The organism is bacterium (assembly GCA_021372775.1).
In the GTDB taxonomy this organism is placed as follows: Bacteria; Acidobacteriota; Polarisedimenticolia; order J045; family J045; genus JAJFTU01.
The window spans coordinates 1-16,468 of the sequence record JAJFTU010000085.1; the positions used below are offsets into that span (position 1 = coordinate 1).

Below are 16,468 nucleotides of genomic sequence, written 5' to 3' on the forward strand. Positions count from 1 at the left end.
GGCGGGGCGATCGCCCGCCGCTGGAACTTCCCGGCGCCGGTCACCGAGGCGATCGAGCGCCACCACGACTACCCGCTCGCGGCCGGCTCGCCGATCCTCGACGCCGTCGTCGCCGCCAACTACGTCGCCAAGACGATCGGCGTCGGGCTCGGCGCGGAGGGGCTGAACATGAAGATCGACAACAGCTGCCTCAAGCGGCTGGGACTCGACTTCGAGGGGTTCTGCCGGCTCTGCGCGAAGACCGCCGCGCGGATGGCCGAACTGCGCAAGGCCTACGGCCTGTCCTGAAGCTTGGCGCGCCGCAGCCCCGAGACGCGCGCGAGGACCGCGCCGATCAGGACGATCTGCGCGTAGACGAACGCCGCCAGCATGACGATCGTCAACGACACCGTCGCCCCGTAGACCGTCGCCACGTCGAAGTGGGAGAGGTAGGCGGCCAGCGCCGTCTTCGACGCCGTCAGCAGCAACGCCGCCCAGAGCGCGCCGACCAAGGCGTCGCGCCACGGCACCCGCACGTCGGGGAGCACCTTGTAGGCGAATGCGGCGAGCCCGCCGGCGATCAGGAACGACGCCGCGAAGTCCACGATTTGGACGAGCCTCTTCGGCCCGGGCAGCAGTTCGGGGGCGGCGCGGCCGAGCGCGGAGAAGGCCGCGGTCAGCGCGTGGGCGGCGAGGATCAGCACGACGACGGCGACGACCAGCGCCAGCGCCGCGGCCCGCTCGACGATGAAGTGCGTCACCGGATGCCGGCGCGGCGCGACCCCCCAGATGATGTTGAGGCTCTTCTTGAGGTGCGAGAAGACGAGGACCGCGCCCCAGAGCAGCAGCACCAGCGTCGTCGTCGTTCCGATCACCGTCGTGCGGAAGAGGCGGATCTCCAGCAGAAACTGGCTGATCGGGCGCGCGCCGTGCTCGCCGAGCAGGTCCTGGGCGTGCGCGACGAGCTCCGCCCGCGCCTGGTCCTCGCCGAGCAGCTCGCCCATCACGGCGAGGACGATGCCGAAGAGGGGGAAGAGCGAGACCAGCGCGTAGTACGCCAGCGCGGCGCTGAGGTGCGTTCCCCGGACGTTGCGCCACAGGGCCCACACCTCGGCGAACCAGCCGGCGAACCGGCGTCGCGCGCGCCGGGATCTCCGGCGCAGTTGGCGGCGGGTCATGATGCAACAGTCTGCACCAAAGCCGCGCCGCGGTCAGGGCCGGAGGTCAGTGCTGCGCCTCCGGCCGCCGTTCCGCGCCCTTCGCCGCGGCCGCGCCGGCCAGCCCCGCCAGCGGCCCTTCCCGCTCCACGTCGGCGAGGGTCACCCGCGCCCGCAGCAGCTCGAGCGACGCCGCGTCGATGAACGGGGCGGGCGGGAGCCGCCGCCAGCCGGACGGAATGCGCCGGCCGACTTCCGTCTCCACCAGCCGGGAAACGAAGAGGGCGCCCGCGCCGCGGATCTGGGAGACGGCGCGGTCGATCCCCGTCGGGTCGCAGAAGCGGATCCGCTCGATGATGTTGGCCGGGACCTCCAGCCGCGCGAGCATCCGCTTGATGTACGGCTCGAAGCGGAGATCGCGCACGACGAAGAGGACCGGCCCGAGGCGCGCCTGCCGCACCGCGGCGTTGGCGAGGGCCGGATCGACGGCCACGCCGTAGACCGGCGGCCCGTCGGCGCCGATGATCTTCCGCGCCTCCTGCACGGTGTCGTCGGTGGCGACGAGGCCGTGGAACGAGGCGACCGGCGGGTGCTCCGGCCCGGTCAGGCTCTCGATGAGCATCGGCCGGACGATCGCCCCCAGCGCGGCTTCGACGTCCCGGGCGACGAGCCCGAGCTGCTCCCAGTTCTCCCCGAGGACGCCGATCCGGACGTGGTGCAGCCGGCGTTCGGCCATCCGCTGGAGGAAGCGCGCGAAGGCGGCCGGGTCGAGCCCCAGCGCCTTGGCGTCGTCGAGGGCGCGCTCGACCGCGGCGAGCAGGCGGGGCGCCTCGGGGGCCGCGGCGGCGGCCGCGCCGCGGGGCGTCGGGGCGAGATAGGTGCCGCTTCCGGGGCGCGCCACCAGCAGCCCTTCCGCCGCCAACCGCACGTAGGCCCGGTGGACCGTCTTCCGGTCCAGCCCGGTGAGCTGCGCCATGCGCCTCACGGAGGGGACGCGCTGGCCCGGCTGCAGCCTGGCGACGTGGAGGTCGGTCATCAGGTGCTCGCGCACCCGGGACGTTCCGATCGTGTCGGCGGGGCGCGGCTCGCGGATCGACATGAAGCCTCCTTGCGTCCATCGCGGCCGTCGGCCGCGGCTGGAAATATACTTCGACGCTCGGGACGGTTAACCAGTTCCGCGGCGCCGCGCGCGGAACAGTCCGGCCCGGGAGGTCCGGCCGCTGGTATCCTTTCCGAACGCCCCAACATCCGTCAGGAGGAGACATGAACGACGAGACGAAGAAGGCCGTGCTCGAAGCCGTCAAGACGGCGATCATCACCGAGCTGCGCGGTCTGGAGATCTACGCCGCCGCCGCCGAACGGACCACGGATGCAAGCGCCAAGCTGATGTTCCAGAGCCTCGCGGACGACGAACGCCTGCACAAGGAGTTCCTCGAGAAAAACTACCGCAGCGTGTTGCAGGAGGGGGTCTGGGCCGTCCCGGCGACGCCGCAGAACCTCACCCCGCTCGACCATTCCGACATCGTCACCCCGGAGTTCCTCAAGCGGGTCAAGGGCGGCTCTTTCGAAATGGCGGTCATCGCCGCCGGCGTCGAACTCGAACGCTCGGCGATCGAGTACTACCGCGCCGCCGCCGAAGCCTGCCCGGACGAGACCGTGGCCGCGACGTTCCGCTTCCTGTCCGACTGGGAAAAGGGACACCTCGAGTCGCTGTCCGAGCTCGAGCTGCGAATGCGCGACCAGTACTTCGCGGATCTGGGCTTCAGTCCGTTCTGACCGCGGCCGTCCGCGGCCGCGGAACTCGAAGGGGGCGCCGCCCGTCGGCGCCCTCTTCACCGACCGAACCGAGAGGGAGCCGAAATGAAGTCGTGGTTGATCGTCGCGCTCGTCGCCGCCGCCGCCTCGCCGGCCGTCGCGGAGGGTCCAGCCTTGAAGGTCGTTCCGGACATCGTTCAGCGCCGCGCGCAGTTCGCGGTCAAGCCGCTCTCGGCCGATCTCTCGAAACTCGGCCCCGGCGACCGCGAGGCGCTCGCCCACGTCGTCGCGGCGGCGAAGCTGCTGCACCCGATCTTCCTCGAACAGATCTGGCCGGACAACGCGGCGTTCGCCAAGCAGGTCGCGGCGCTCGACGGCCCTCTCGCGGCCGCCGCCAAGGACTACTACCGGATCATGGGCGGGCCGTGGGACAAGCTGCGGGACGACGCGCCGTTCGTCGGCGACGTCCGGCGCGCTCCCGGCGCCGGCTTCTACTCTCCGGGGACGACGAAGGCCGAGGTCGAAGAGTGGCTGGCCGAGCACCCGTGGGACCAGGCGCGGATCGCCTCGCCGACGCGGGTCGTCCTGCGCCGCGACGGCGGGCGGATCGGGACCGAGCGGTACGGCCGCGTCTACAAGGACGAACTGGTCCGCGTCGCCGCCGAGCTCGAAACCGCCTCCAAGCTGGCCGACGACAAGAACCTCGCCAAGTTCCTCCATCTTCGCGCGCTGGCGCTGACGAGCGACGACTACTTCGTCTCCGACCTGGCGTGGATGGACCTGAACGGCGCGCTCGAAGTCGTGCTCGGGCCGTACGAGACGTACAACGACGGGCTGTTCGGATACAAGGCCGCGTACGAGGCGTTCGTCTGCGTCGTCTCCGCCGAGGACTCCGCGGCGCTGACGCGGTTCAAGGAAGAGCTGCCGGCGCTGGAGCGCGGCCTGCCGATTCCGGACGAGCACAAGAACCTCGCCCGCGGCTCGTCCTCGCCGATCCGCGTCGCCGACCTCGTCTTCAGCGCCGGCGACGCGCGGGTCGGCGTCCAGACGATCGCCTTCAACCTGCCGAACGACGAGCGGGTGCGCGAGGCGAAGGGCTCGAAGAAGGTGCTGCTGAAGAACCTGATGCGCGCCAAGTACGAGGCGATCCTCGAGCCGATCGCGCGCCTCTCGCTCCCCGCCGCCGACGCGGGGAAGATCAGCTTCGACAGCTACTTCGACTTCGTGCTGTGGCACGAGATGTCGCACGGCCTCGGCCCCGGCCGGATCAAGGTCGAGGGGACGGCGGCCGAGGCGGCCCCCGCCGCGGCGCCCAAGAAGAAGAGAATCGCGCGCGAGTCGTCGGGCGGGTGGACGCAGTCCGAAGAGACCGCCTTCGCCAAGAGCGGGGTGGCCACGGAAGGGATCCGCGAACGGGCGCCCGAGAAGGCCGAGGAGGCGCCGAAGCCGGAAGAACAGAAGGCCGCGCCGAAGGCGGAGGAGCCGAAGGCCGCGCCGACGCCGGGGGGCCGCGAGACCGAGGCCCGCGTCGAGCTGAAGGAGCTCTATCCGACGATCGAGGAGGCGAAGGCCGACTCGCTCGGCGTCTACAACCTCTACGCGCTGGCCGACAAGGGGCTGGTCAAGAAGGAGGTCGTCGAGGCGCTTCCGTGGACCTACGTCGCCGGCCTTTTCCGCACCGCGCGCTTCGGCGCGGGGGACGCGCACGGTCTCGGCGTGATGATCCAGACCAACTACCTTCTCGCCCGCGGCGGGATCGAGATCACGCCGGAAGGACGGTTCCGCCCGAACGCGGCCAAGTTCCGCCAAGCGATCGCCGACCTCGCGCACGACCTGCTGATGCTCGAGGCGAAGGGCGACTACGCCGGCGCGCAGCGGATGGCGAAGGAATTCGGCGGCGTGCCGGCGGCGATGCAGAAGCTCGTGGACGGCTTCGCCGGGTTGCCGGTGGATATCGACCCCCACTTCCCGCTGTTCGAGAAGCGCTGAACGACGCGGTTTCCGACGGGGCGGGGCGCGCGGCGTCCCGCCCGCGCCGCCCCGCCGCCCGCGCGGCGGGGTTATCTTTTTCGGGCCCCAAGGAAGGAGAGGACGATGGCGGTCGGCACCGTGTACCTCGTGGACGGGACGTACACCGTCTTCCGCGCCTACTACGCGCTGACCCGCCTCACCGCCCCCGACGGGACGCCGACCAACGCCGTCTTCGGCTTCGTCAACCAGCTGCGCAAGATCGTGCGCGAGCGGACGCCCGCACATTTCGGCGTCGCCTTCGACCTCGAGGGGCCGACGCTGCGCGAAGAGAAGTACGCGGAGTACAAGGCCAACCGGCCGGCGCCGCCGGAGGATCTCGCGCCGCAGTTCGCGTTGGCGATGGAGGCGGCGCGGCTGCTCGGCTGGCCGGTCCTCGCCGCGCCGGGATTCGAGGCCGACGACGTGCTCGGCACGCTGGCGCGCAAGGCGCGCGCGGCGGGGCTCGAGGTCGTGATCGTCACGTCGGACAAGGACCTCTACCAGCTCGTCGGCGAAGGCGTCCGTGTGCTCAACCTCGCCAAGGACGAGCGGATCCTCGACGCCGAAGGGGTGCGCGAGATCTTCGGCGCGCCGCCGGAGCGGGTCGTGGACGTTCTCGCGCTGATGGGGGACGCGGTGGACAACGTCCCCGGCGTTCCCGGGGTCGGGGAGAAGACGGCCAAGGCGCTCGTCGGCCGCTACGGACGCGTCTCGACGGTCCTGAGCCGCGCCCGGCTCTTCGCGCAACTTTGGGCGGCGCGCGAGGCGGGGCTCGCCGCGCTCGACGCGGGCGAGGCGCCGGCGCTCGAAGACCTGCACGCGGCGGCGATCGCGCTGGCGGCGGGGGAGCGCGCGGTCGGAGGGGAGGACGACGAGACCGCGCGCCGCTTCGCCGCGCTCGCCGAGCTCGACTCCGCGGCGCCGCCGAAGACGCTGCGCAAGGCGCTGGCCGACCTCGACAAGAAGACGCAGAGCAAAGTCTGGCTCTCGATCGACGCCCACGCCGACGACGCGCTCCTCTCGCTCGATCTGGCGACGATCCGCACCGACGCGCCGGTCGATCTCGACCTCGAGGCGATGCGCCCCGGCTGCCCCGACGCCGCCGCGGCCGCGTCGTTCTTCAGAACGCTCGGCTTCCGGCAGCTCTCCGCCGAGCTCGAAGCGGGGGAGGCGGGCGCGCCGGCGTCCGCGGCGCCCGCGGACGGAGGCGCCCCCGCGCGCGACGCCGCGAAGGACGGCGCGGGCGCGGCGAAACGCGGCGCGGCGGCGCCGTCCGGCCCGACCCTCTTCGACGTCCCGGAGGAGACGCGGATCGAGTTCGCGCCCGCGGGCGCCGCGATCGCCGCCGCGCGCGCCGCGGGACGCGCCGCGGTCGGCGCCTGCTACGTCCCCGGGGCGGGGAAGCCGCGCCTCGCCGCGATCGCGGTCGCGGCGCCGGACGGCTCGCTCGTCGAGGCCCGCCGCGCGGCGGAGATCGACGAGCCGCTCGCCGCCCTGCTCGCCGACGCGGCGTTGCCGAAGGTCGGCCACGACCTGAAGACGATCGCCGGCGCGCTGCGCTGCGCCGCCGGGCAGACGGCCGGCGCGACGCGCGGCGCCGCCGCGCCGTTCGCCGGGGCGGGGTTCGACGCGATGCTCGCCGCGCAGATGCTCGATCCGGACCGCGCCGCGCCTTCCTCCGCGATCGAGGGCGCCGCCCGCCTCGGCCTCGGCGGCGCCGCCCCGACGGCCGATCCGCTCGCCGTCGCCGCGGCCGACGCGCTCGCCGCGGCCCGGCTCGCCGCGCCGCTCGCCGCCTCGCTGGAGCGGGGCGGCCTGGGCGGCGTCTTCGAAGAGATCGAGATGCCGCTCGTGCCGGTGCTCGAGGAGATGGAGGCCCGCGGCATCCTCGTGGACGCCGGCCGTCTCGGGGAGCTCTCGTCCCTCTTCGCGGAGCAGCTCGCGGTGCTCGAGAAGGCGATCCACCTGCTCGCCGGGCGCCCCTTCAACATCGCCTCGCCGCCGCAGCTCCGCGGCGTGCTGTTCGACGAGCTGAAGCTCGAGCCGGTCGGGCGGCGGACGCAGAAGACGAAGGCCTACTCGACCAATCAGGACGTCCTCGAGCAACTGGCCGAGCGGCATCCGCTTCCGGGCAAGGTGCTCGAGCACCGCGAGCTGTCGAAGCTCAAGGGCACGTACGTGGACGCGCTGCCGCGGCTCGTCGATCAGGCCGACGGGCGGGTCCACACGTTGTTCCACCAGCTCGGCGCGGCGACGGGGCGGCTTTCGTCGTCCGACCCGAACCTGCAGAACATCCCCGTGCGGACCGAGCTCGGGCGGCGGATCCGCGCCGCCTTCGTCCCCGCCGCGGGGTTCAGCTTCCTCTCGGCCGACTACTCGCAGATGGAGCTGCGGATCCTCGCCCATCTGGCCGGCGATCCCGAGCTCACGGCGGCGTTCCTCTCCGGGGCCGACATCCATCGCCACACCGCGGCCCTCGTCGCCGGGATCGATCCGTCGGAGGTCACGCCGCGGCTGCGCGCCGCGGCCAAGGCGGTCAACTTCGGCATCGTCTACGGGATGTCGGAGTTCCGCCTGGCCCGCGAGCAGGGGATGAGCCTCGAGGAGGCGCGGGAGTTCATCGACTCCTACTTCCGCCGTTACCCGAAGGTGAAGGAGTACATCGCGGACACCACCCGCGAGGTGCTGCGGACGGGCGAGGTGCGGACCCTCTTCGGCCGCGTCCGACGGTTCCCCGAATTGGTCGGCGGCGGCGAGGGGGCGCGGAACCGGGCGGTCCGCGAGGCGCTGGTGCGGCAGGCGGTCAACGCGACTGTTCAGGGGACGGGCGCCGACATCGTCAAGAAAGCGATGAAGGGTGTTGCGGATCGGCTTCGCTCGGCCAAACTTAGTTCGCGTCTGATCCTCCAAGTGCACGACGAGCTGCTGCTCGAGACGGCGCGCGGGGAGGAGGACGACGTCCGGCGTTTGGTCGTCGAGGCGATGGAAGGCGCGGCGAATCTGGCGGCGCCGTTGACGGTCGACGCGCGAATCGCGGAAGATTGGGCGGCGGCGCATTAGGCGGCGTCGAAGCCCGAGACGCCCGGAAGGAGCGGGGACCCCGAGGATGAGCGAAACGACGGCGCGGGTGCTGGTCGTGGACGACAACCAGTCGGTGCGGGAGATCCTGCACGACGGGCTCGCCGCGGCCGGCTACGAGGTGGTGACCGCCGCCTCCGCGGCCGAGGCGCGCGCCCACTACGCGGCCGGCGCGCGGTTCGAGCTCTGCCTCTGCGACATCGACATGCCGGGGGAGCCGGGAACCGAACTCCTGCCGTGGCTCAAGCGGAACGATCCGGATCTGGTCGTGGTGATGGTCACCGGGATCGACGACGCCGGCACCGCCGTCTCGACGATGCTCTCCGGCGCCTCCGACTACGTCTGCAAGCCGTTCTCGCTGACCGAGGTCCGCGCCCGCGCCTCGCAGGCGCTGGAGAAGCGGCGCCTCGTCCTCGAGAACCGCGAGTACCAGCTCCATCTGGAGCGGCTGGTCGAGGAGCGGACGCACGAGGTCCTGGAGGCGATGTCGCGCATCCGCGGGCTCAACGACGACCTGCGGTCGGCCTACGACAACACGCTCTACGCGCTGATGGCCGCGCTCGACTACCGCGACAACGAGACGCAGGGACACTCGCTGCGCGTCGTGCGCTACACGGAGCGGCTGGCCGCGGAGCTGGGGATCGGCGAGCCGGAGCTGACCGACATCCGCCGCGGCGCGATGCTCCACGACGTCGGCAAGATCGGCATTCCGGACTCGGTCCTGCGCAAGCCGGCGAAGCTCGACGTCGACGAGTGGGCGGTGATGCGCAAGCACCCCCAGCTCGGCTGGGAGATGCTGCGCGACATCCCGTTCCTGCGGGTCGCCGCGGAAATCGTCCTCTGCCATCAAGAGCGCTACGACGGCGCGGGGTACCCGCGCGGGCTGCGCGCCGAGAAGATCCCGATCGGGGCGCGCCTGTTCGCCGTCGCCGACACGTTCGACGCGATGACCTCCGACCGGCCGTACCGCCGCGCCCTCTCCTACGAGCGGACGCGCCAGGAGCTGCTCGACTTCTCCGGCTCGCAGTTCGACCCGGCGGTCGTCGAGGCGTTCCTGCGCGTGCCGCCGAGCGAGTGGGCGGCGATCCGCGCCGCGACGGAGCGGGAAATCGCGCGCGGCGAGGAGGGGCGTTCGGTCCTCGCCTCGCTGCGCGAGCCGCCGACGCAGTAGCGGTCGGGCCGGGCGCGGGCGGCGTCCCGCGTCCCTGCGTCGGGCTTCAGGCCAGCAGCAGCTTCGCGATCGTCTGGAGCTGCATGATGTGCGTCCCTTCGTAGATCCGGCCGATCTTGGCGTCGCGGTAGAGCTTCTCCACCGGGTAGTCGCGCGTGAAGCCGTAGCCGCCGAACAGCTCCACCGCCTGCGACGCCGCACGTTCCGCGACCTCCGCGGCGAGCCACTTGGCGATCGCCGCCTCGCGCACGAACGGCCGCCCCGCCTCCTTGAGCCGCGCCGCGTTGAGGACGGCGAGCCGCGCCCCCTCGATCTCCGCGTCCATCCGGGCCAGCGCCTGCTGCACCGCCTGGTACTCGGCGATCGGCCTTCCGAACTGCTCCCTCTGCTTCGTCCACTCCGTCGCGTGCCGCAAGGCCGCGGCGGCGAGGCCGACCATCTGCGCGCCGATGCCGATCCGTCCCTCGTTGAGCGTCTCGATCGCCACGCGGTAGCCGACGCCGACGTCGCCGAGGACGCGGCCGTCCGGCACGAAGCAGCCGTCCATGACCAGCTCCGCGGTGCTCGAGGCGCGGATGCCGAGCTTGTCCTCCTTGCGCCCGACGGAGAAGCCGGAGTCGTCCCGCTCGACGACGAAGCAGGTGATCCCCTTGTAGCCTTTCTCCGGCGCCGCGTTGGCGAAGACGAGGAAGATCCCCGCCTCGGCCGCGTTGGTGATCCAGAGCTTGGCCCCGTCGAGTCGCCATCCGCCGGCGACCCGCTCGGCGCGCGTCCGGAGGGCGAAGGCGTCCGATCCCGCGCCCGCCTCGCTGAGCGCGAAGGCGCCGACGGTGTCCCGCGCCAGCCGCGGCAGCCACTCCGCCCGTTGCGACTCGTCGCCGAAGCGGTTCAGCGCGTCGACGACGAGGGTGTTCTGCACGTCGCAGACGACGGCGACCGAGGGATCGGCCTTGGCCAGCTCCATCACGGCGAGGATCGTCTCCGAGAACGACATCCCCGCGCCGCCGTACTTCTCCGGCGCCTCGATCCCCATCAAGCCCATCTCGAAGAGCCGGCGGAGGATCTCCGGGTCGAGCTTCCCCTCGCGGTCCATCCCCTTGACCCGCGGGCGGACGACCTCCTCGTTGAAGCGGGCGATCTCCTCGACGATCAGGCGCTGTTCGTCGGTGACGACGGTGAGGGGGCGGGGGACGTCGATCATGGGCGCCTCGCTCGAACTTCCCGCACGGTTTCGGCGCTTTCGACTGGCCGCGCCGGCCGCGGTCCGTAAAATGTCGGCGCCGACTCCGGTCGGTGCGGGGAAACATACGGCGATGCGACGCGGACTCTTCTGCAGGTCGCTGGTGGTCGCGGCGGCGTCGGCCTGCGCCTTGGCGGCGGCGGGCGAGGCGACTTCCGCGCCCTCCGCGCCGGCGGCGGATCCCGCGCCGGTCCTCGCGCGTCTCGACGCGGCGCAGCGCGGCCTCTCGTCGCTCGCCGCCGACTTCGTCGAGTCGCGCTTCGCCCCCGGCGGGGGCGCTCCCGCGGTCGCCCTCGGCCATGTCGTGTGGGCCAAGAATGGCGGGAAGGTCCGCTGGGAATACAGCGCTCCGGAGCGGCGCGTCCACGTGCTCGCCGACGGCCTGCTGCTCGGCTGGATCCCGGCGAAGAACCGCTTCGAGCGACTGGAGCTCGGACCGGGCGGCGCGCGGATGCGTCGTCTCGCCGCGCTCGGCCAGGACTCCGCGGCTCTGGCGAAGGACTTCACGGCGACGCGCGGCGTCTCCACGGCCGACGCCGACGTGCTCGATCTGGCGCCCAAGATGAAGCGTGCGCGGCGCAAGCTCGCCGTCGTGCGGCTCTTCGTGGACAAAGAGACGGCGTTGCCGTCGCGCGTCGAGTACCACGGCGCCGACGGAGGCGTCGTCGTCGTCGCCCTGCGCGGGACGCGGCCGAACGCGCCGCCCGCGGCCGACGCCTTCGCCCTCGCGCCGCCCGCCGGCGCCGCGGTCGCGGAGGGAACCTCGAGCCTCGGTTTCGTGTCCGGGGCGGGCGGAGCGGACGATGAAGTCCGGCGCTGAGTTTGACCGCGGCGGGGCCGCGGCCGACATTCGACCGCGGCGGGACGACGCGCCGGCTGACCGGCCGACCGCCGGAGGCGCGGTGGAGCGTTGGCCGCTTGAAATCGTGGACGACCATCTCGTCGCCCTCGTGGACGGCCGCCGCGCCCTCGTGGACACCGGCGCCCCGCAGAGCTTCGGCCGCACGCCGCTGACGATCCTCGGCCGCGAGTGGAAGTTCAAGCCGACGTGGCTGGGGATCGGCCTTCCGGAAATGGAACGGCGCGTCGGCTGCGCGCTCGACGCGCTGCTCGGCTTCGACGTCCTCTCCAGCTTCCGCTTCGTCGTCGATTGGATCGACAGCGCGATCGAGTTCCGCGAGGACGAGCCCGCGATGGACGGCGCGGTCGTGCCCGTGGACACGCTGCTCGGCGTGCCGATCGTCGATTTCCTGATCGACGGCCGCACGGCGCGCGGCTATCTCGACACCGGCGCGCGCCTCTCCTACGTGGACGCGGAAGCGGCGGGCGCCGTGCCGTTCGCGACGCGCACCGACTACTACCCCGGCTTCGGCGAGTTCACGACCGAAGTGCGCAAGATGACGGTCGAGGTCGGCGGGAAGCTGCGCGACCTGACCTGCGGCACGTTGCCCGAACTGCTGCGCGACGCGCTGCGGCTCGCGGGAACGGAGTGGATTCTCGGCGTCGACGTTCTGCGCAAGGGGCCCGTTTTCTTCGACTTCGCCAAGGGGATCGTCGTCGTGCCCTGAATGGGGCGTTGCGCTTTGTCCCGTTTGCGCTTAAACAAAGCCTCATGAAGCCCCCCTGCGGAATTCTCCCGCGCGTGCGCGGGCGCGCCGTTCCTCTGGCCGCCGTCGCCGCGCTGCTCGCCTTCGCCGCCGTCCCCGCCCTCGCGGCCGGCCGCGCCCCCAAGTCCGCCGCCCGGACGCCGCGGCGTTCCGTCGCCCCGAAGGCCGCGGAACCGGCCACCGGCGCCTTCTCCGGCCTCGTCTGGCACGTCGAGACCGAAGCGGGCGCCGAGGTGGACGGCCGCCTCTCCGACGAACCGATCAACCCCGCCTCGGTGACGAAGGCCGCGACGACCCTCTGGGCCCTCGAACGGCTCGGTCCCGACCACCGCTTCGAGACGCGCCTCCTCGCCTCGCACGGCGCGACTGTCCGCGCGGGCGAGCTGCAGGGTGATCTCGTCGTCGAGGGAACGGGCGATCCGGACTTCCGCCCCGAGAACGCGATGCTCGTCGCCCTCAAGCTCAACGAGCTGGGGATCAAGCGGATCCACGGCGCGCTGGTCGTCAACCGCCGCTTTTGGATCGGTTGGGAGAACGGCTCGCAGGGGCGCGACCCCGATCCGGCGAAGCGCGCGCTGACGATGAACGCGCGGCTGCGCCAGGCGCTCGACCCCGGACGCTGGAACGGGCTGATGCGCCGCTCGTGGGTCGAGCTCGCCGCGGCGCGCGGTCTCGACGCGCAGCGCCCGCCGAAGGTCGTCGTCGCCGGCGGCTCGCGCGAGTCGGCGCGCGTCGGCGGGCGGCTGCTCGCCGTGCACCGCTCGCGCACGCTGCGCGCGACGCTCCACGAACTGAACTGCTATTCGAACAACGACATCGAGCGGATCGGCGAGTCGCTGGGCGACGGGCCGGAGCTGACGTCGTTCCTGCGGGAGCGCTGGCGCCTGCCGGCGGGGACGATCCAGTTCCAGACCGCGTCCGGCCTCGGCGAGAACCGCATCTCGCCGCGCCTCGTCGTCGGGCTGATGCGCGACCTCGAGCAGACCTGCCGCCGGATGGGGATGGAGCTCGAAGACGTCCTTCCGGCCGTGGGCTGCGATCCGGGCACCGTGGCGCACTTCTTCGGCATGATCGCCGCGGCGCCGGAGACGGCGGCGGTCGTCGGCAAGACCGGCACCCTGACCGCCACCGACGGCGGCGTCTCCGTCTTCGCCGGCGTGATCCGCGCGAAGGAAGGGAACTTCTACTTCTGCGTCGGCGAGCCGCGCGCCGCGGGGCGTCTGCGCCGCGCGCGCTGGAAGGAAGAGCAGTTCGTGCTCGACCTGCTGGCCAAGCACGGCGGGGCCGTGGGGCGCGCCTGCCGCGCGCCGGGCGCGGCGGCCGGCGTCGGCGCCGAAATCCTCGGCGCGTCCGAGCTGGCGTCGCTGCCCGACGGCGTGCACGAGGCGGGCGAAGAAGCGCCCGCCTTCGCTCCCGCGCCCTGACGTCCGCGCGCGGCGCGGCCGCGGCTGCGCCGCGGGGGAATTGGGGTAGAGTTTCCGAAACGCCGCCGTCTTTCCCCGGCGCGCGGCGGAAAGGAACCCCACCCATGAATCCTTGGCACGACGTCTCTCCCGGCGATCAAGTTCCCGAGATCGTCACCGCGGTGATCGAGATCCCGCGCGGCTGCAGCGTCAAGTACGAACTCGACAAGACCACCGGGATGATCCGCGTGGACCGCATCCTCTTCAGCGCGGTGCACTATCCGGCCAACTACGGCTTCATCCCGCAGACCTACTGCGAGGACAACGACCCGCTGGACATCCTCGTCCTCGGGCAGGCGACGGTCGTCCCGCTCTCGCTGATGCGCGCGCGGCCGATCGGCCTGATGCGGATGACCGACCACGGGCAGCCGGACGACAAGATCATCGCCGTCCACGTGGACGATCCCGAGGTCTCCGACATCTACTCCCTGGAGCAGCTCCAGCAGCACAAGCTGCGGGAGCTCCGGCGCTTCTTCGAGGACTACAAGCAGCTCGAAGGGAAGGAGGTCCACGTGCACGACTTCCTCGACCCGGCCGAGGCCCGCGCCGTCGTGCGCAAGGACCTCGAGCTCTACAACCAGAAGATCCGCAAATGACGGCCCTGACCACGGCGGAACTCGCCGACCTGGTGCGCCGCGTCTTCCGCCCCCGCGCGGAGGACCGCGGCCTGTTGATCGTCCTCGACCTGCCCGACGCCGCCGCGCCCGACAACGCGGCGTGGGCCGAGCGGCGCGCGATGGCCCGCGACTGGGCGGCGCGGCTCGAGGAAGCCCGCGGCGAGCTGGGGCTGCTGCGCGTGACGCTCGCGCACTACCGCAACGCGCGTCGCCCGAACCAGGATCTCCCCGCGACGGCGGCGCCGTCCGAGCGGGGCGCGGCGCCGGAGACGGCCGACGACCTCGCCGGCAAGGAGGTCCCGTTCGCGGAGCTCTTCGCCGCGCACCAGATCGTCCTCGCGCCGACGGAGTTCTCGGCGACCGCGCCGCTCAAGCTGCTCGCCAAGCGCTACGGCTTCCGCGCGGCGACGATGCCCGGCTTCACGCCGGCGATGCTCCCCGCGCTGCGCCTCGACTGGACCGAGATCGACGCCCGCTGCCGTGCGCTCAAGGCGCGGCTCGACGCCGCCGACGAGGCGCGCTTCGTCTTCGACTCGCCGCTCGGCCGCCGAGCGCTGACGCTCGACCTGCGGCGGCGTTCCGGCCATGCCTCCGGCGGACTCCTCGCCGAGCCCGGCGTCGCCGGCAACCTCCCGTCGGGCGAGAGCTACATCGTCCCGTACGAGGGGGAGGTCGCGGGGGACCAGAGCCGCTCGGCGGGGGAGCTGCCGCTCGAGATCGACGGCGAGCCGGTCCTCTTCCGCATCGCGCGCAACCGCGTCGTCGAGGTCGTCGGCGACGGCCCGGCCGCGGAGGCCGAACGGCGCGAACTCGCGGCGGAGCCGGCCTACGGCAACGTCGCCGAGCTCGGCCTCGGGATCCTCGGCGAGTACGGCGTCAAGCCGTGCGGCGAACTGTTGCTCGACGAAAAGCTCGGCCTGCACATCGCCTTCGGCCGCAGCGACCACTTCGGCGGGCAGATCGGCGCCAAGGACTGGAACGACCCGGCGAAGGTCATCCATCTCGACCGCGTCTTCATTCCGGAAGTCATGCCGCGCGTCGTCGTGCGCGAGGTCGATCTCGTCGGCCCCGACGGCGTCGCCGCGCCGTTGATGCGCGACGGCCTGTACGTCTGAGCGGCGCGCAATACCCCGCGGCGCGGTGCGTTTTCTTGCGCTCCGGCGTCGCGGGGTGGATTCTCTGGCCGTCCCCCCCCGGCGGCCCCCGGCCGCGATCCGAGGTCTCGGATGAGCCATCTCAAGGACCTGACGCCGCAGGCGTTCTGCGATTTCCTCCGCCAACACGGCATCCGCCGCTACTACTTCGTCTGGGACGAAGAGCAGAAGCGGCTCGTCCCGTCCCACCCGGCGCTGGCCGAACTCGCCGAGTTCATCCAGGGCGACAAGCGGGACTTCTACCGGCACGAGGGGTTGTTCGGGCAGATCGCGCCGAAGAGCGGCGTGCTGCAGACCGCGACCGTGCACCGCACTTGCCGCGGCCAGGCCGCGGGCGGCGTGCGCTTCTGGACCTACGACACGGTCGAGGACGTGCTCCGCGACGGCCTGCGCCTCTCGCGCGGCATGACGCACAAGAACGCGCTGGCCGGCCTCTGGTGGGGCGGCGGCAAGGGCGTCATGGCGCACGCGACGGGGAAGGACTCCAACGACCCGGCGATCCGCCGCACGATCTACGAGGAGTACGGCGAGTTCATCAGCAGCCTGCTCGGCTGCTACGTGACCGCCGAGGACGTCGGCACGAGCATCGACGACATGTGCGCGATCTTCTCCAAGACGCGCTTCACGACGAGCATCCCGGCCGAGCTCGGCGGCGCGGGGAACCCCTCCGTGCCGACGGCCCTCGGCGTCGTCCGCGGGATGGAAGCCGCGCTGGCCCACCTCGGCATGGGACCGATCGAAGGGAAGAAGATCGCGGTGATGGGGCTGGGCAACGTCGGCACGGCGATGCTCGGCTACCTGCGCGAGCGCAAGGTCGGCAAGATCGTCGCCACCGACATCAACCCCGGCCGCGAGGCCGAGCTGCGCAAGATGTACCCGGGCCTCGACCTGACGGTCCGCGTGGTGGACCGCCACGACATGTCGATCCTCGCCGAGCCGGCGGACATCGTCTCGCCGTGCGCGACCGGCGCGATCCTCGGGCCGAAGACGATTCCGACGATCAAGGCCCCGATCGTCTGCGGCAGCGCCAACAACCAGCTCGCCGACCCGAACGCCGACGACCTGCTGCTGGCCGAGCGGAAGCTGGTCTACGTCCCCGACTTCCTCGTCAACCGGATGGGGATCGTCGCCTGCGCCGACGAGCAGTACGGCTACGTGGACAACGACCCGGCCTTCGAGGCGCACCTCGGCAACGAGTGGGACAACAGCATCTTCAACCTGACCCGCAAGATCCTGG

Annotated in this window: 14 protein-coding genes; 11 read left to right on the forward strand and 3 right to left on the reverse strand. The window is 72.1% G+C overall.

Annotated features, from left to right (window positions below; genetic code table 11):
* Positions 1-288: HDOD domain-containing protein (locus LLG88_03190; protein MCE5245911.1), on the forward strand; the 288-nt coding region annotated here is incomplete at its 5' end.
* Here the strand turns inward: LLG88_03190 and LLG88_03195 are convergent.
* Entirely contained in the window at positions 273-1,157 is an 885-nt protein-coding gene (locus LLG88_03195; protein ID MCE5245912.1) for a YihY/virulence factor BrkB family protein, read from the reverse strand. The genes LLG88_03190 and LLG88_03195 overlap by 16 nt on opposite strands.
* A 46-nt stretch (positions 1,158-1,203) precedes the next feature.
* Positions 1,204-2,235, reverse strand: coding sequence for a winged helix-turn-helix domain-containing protein (locus LLG88_03200; protein MCE5245913.1), 1,032 nt, complete (start codon positions 2,233-2,235; stop codon positions 1,204-1,206).
* 164 nt (positions 2,236-2,399) lie between these two features.
* On the opposite strand from LLG88_03200, the gene LLG88_03205 reads away from it, so the two are divergent.
* The 4 genes from LLG88_03205 to LLG88_03220 all read left to right on the forward strand — a co-directional run bounded on the left by LLG88_03205 (position 2,400) and on the right by LLG88_03220 (position 9,150).
* On the forward strand, positions 2,400-2,912 hold the full coding sequence (locus tag LLG88_03205; GenBank protein MCE5245914.1) for a ferritin family protein: 513 nt from the start codon (positions 2,400-2,402) through the stop codon (positions 2,910-2,912).
* Between the two features lie 84 nt (positions 2,913-2,996).
* On the forward strand, positions 2,997-4,880 hold the full coding sequence (locus LLG88_03210) for a hypothetical protein (protein ID MCE5245915.1): 1,884 nt from the start codon (positions 2,997-2,999) through the stop codon (positions 4,878-4,880).
* A 105-nt stretch (positions 4,881-4,985) separates the two neighbouring features.
* A complete protein-coding gene (locus tag LLG88_03215) occupies positions 4,986-7,961 on the forward strand; it encodes a DNA polymerase I (GenBank protein MCE5245916.1) in 2,976 nt (991 codons plus the stop codon).
* Between the two features lie 46 nt (positions 7,962-8,007).
* Positions 8,008-9,150, forward strand: coding sequence for a response regulator (locus LLG88_03220; protein ID MCE5245917.1), 1,143 nt, complete (start codon positions 8,008-8,010; stop codon positions 9,148-9,150).
* Positions 9,151-9,196: 46 nt separating this feature from the next.
* On the opposite strand, the gene LLG88_03225 is transcribed toward LLG88_03220, so the two are convergent.
* Positions 9,197-10,351: an acyl-CoA dehydrogenase family protein gene (locus LLG88_03225; protein MCE5245918.1), complete on the reverse strand. Its 1,155-nt coding sequence runs from the start codon at positions 10,349-10,351 to the stop codon at positions 9,197-9,199.
* 112 nt (positions 10,352-10,463) lie between these two features.
* Here LLG88_03225 and LLG88_03230 point away from each other — a divergent pair, with 112 nt between their 5' ends.
* The 6 genes from LLG88_03230 to LLG88_03255 form a co-directional block, all read left to right on the forward strand.
* Positions 10,464-11,210: an outer membrane lipoprotein carrier protein LolA gene (locus LLG88_03230; GenBank protein ID MCE5245919.1), complete on the forward strand. Its 747-nt coding sequence runs from the start codon at positions 10,464-10,466 to the stop codon at positions 11,208-11,210.
* Entirely contained in the window at positions 11,194-11,958 is a 765-nt protein-coding gene (locus tag LLG88_03235; protein MCE5245920.1) for a hypothetical protein, read from the forward strand. Before LLG88_03230 ends, LLG88_03235 begins: the two co-directional genes overlap by 17 nt.
* A gap of 74 nt (positions 11,959-12,032) precedes the next feature.
* The gene (locus LLG88_03240) at positions 12,033-13,421 is read left to right on the forward strand and encodes a D-alanyl-D-alanine carboxypeptidase (GenBank protein MCE5245921.1); all 1,389 of its coding nucleotides are present in this window, start codon (positions 12,033-12,035) and stop codon (positions 13,419-13,421) included.
* Between the two features lie 104 nt (positions 13,422-13,525).
* On the forward strand, positions 13,526-14,056 hold the full coding sequence (locus LLG88_03245) for an inorganic diphosphatase (protein ID MCE5245922.1): 531 nt from the start codon (positions 13,526-13,528) through the stop codon (positions 14,054-14,056).
* Positions 14,053-15,192 (forward strand): hypothetical protein, encoded by a 1,140-nt coding sequence (locus tag LLG88_03250; protein MCE5245923.1) that lies wholly within the window; start codon positions 14,053-14,055, stop codon positions 15,190-15,192. Before LLG88_03245 ends, LLG88_03250 begins: the two co-directional genes overlap by 4 nt.
* A 111-nt stretch (positions 15,193-15,303) precedes the next feature.
* Positions 15,304-16,468: hypothetical protein (locus LLG88_03255; protein MCE5245924.1), on the forward strand; the 1,165-nt coding region annotated here is incomplete at its 3' end.

Bases quoted from the DNA above. Each gene is read 5' to 3' on its own strand.
- LLG88_03215 (MCE5245916.1), top strand. From the start codon at position 4,986: ATGGCGGTCGGCACCGTGTACCTCGTGGACGGGACGTACACCGTCTTC.
- LLG88_03230 (MCE5245919.1), top strand. From the start codon at position 10,464: ATGCGACGCGGACTCTTCTGCAGGTCGCTGGTGGTCGCGGCGGCGTCG.
- LLG88_03250 (MCE5245923.1), top strand. From the start codon at position 14,053: ATGACGGCCCTGACCACGGCGGAACTCGCCGACCTGGTGCGCCGCGTC.
- LLG88_03205 (MCE5245914.1), top strand. From the start codon at position 2,400: ATGAACGACGAGACGAAGAAGGCCGTGCTCGAAGCCGTCAAGACGGCG.
- LLG88_03195 (MCE5245912.1), bottom strand. From the start codon at position 1,157: ATGACCCGCCGCCAACTGCGCCGGAGATCCCGGCGCGCGCGACGCCGG.
- LLG88_03220 (MCE5245917.1), top strand. From the start codon at position 8,008: ATGAGCGAAACGACGGCGCGGGTGCTGGTCGTGGACGACAACCAGTCG.
- LLG88_03200 (MCE5245913.1), bottom strand. From the start codon at position 2,235: ATGTCGATCCGCGAGCCGCGCCCCGCCGACACGATCGGAACGTCCCGG.
- LLG88_03210 (MCE5245915.1), top strand. From the start codon at position 2,997: ATGAAGTCGTGGTTGATCGTCGCGCTCGTCGCCGCCGCCGCCTCGCCG.
- LLG88_03235 (MCE5245920.1), top strand. From the start codon at position 11,194: ATGAAGTCCGGCGCTGAGTTTGACCGCGGCGGGGCCGCGGCCGACATT.
- LLG88_03245 (MCE5245922.1), top strand. From the start codon at position 13,526: ATGAATCCTTGGCACGACGTCTCTCCCGGCGATCAAGTTCCCGAGATC.
- LLG88_03225 (MCE5245918.1), bottom strand. From the start codon at position 10,351: ATGATCGACGTCCCCCGCCCCCTCACCGTCGTCACCGACGAACAGCGC.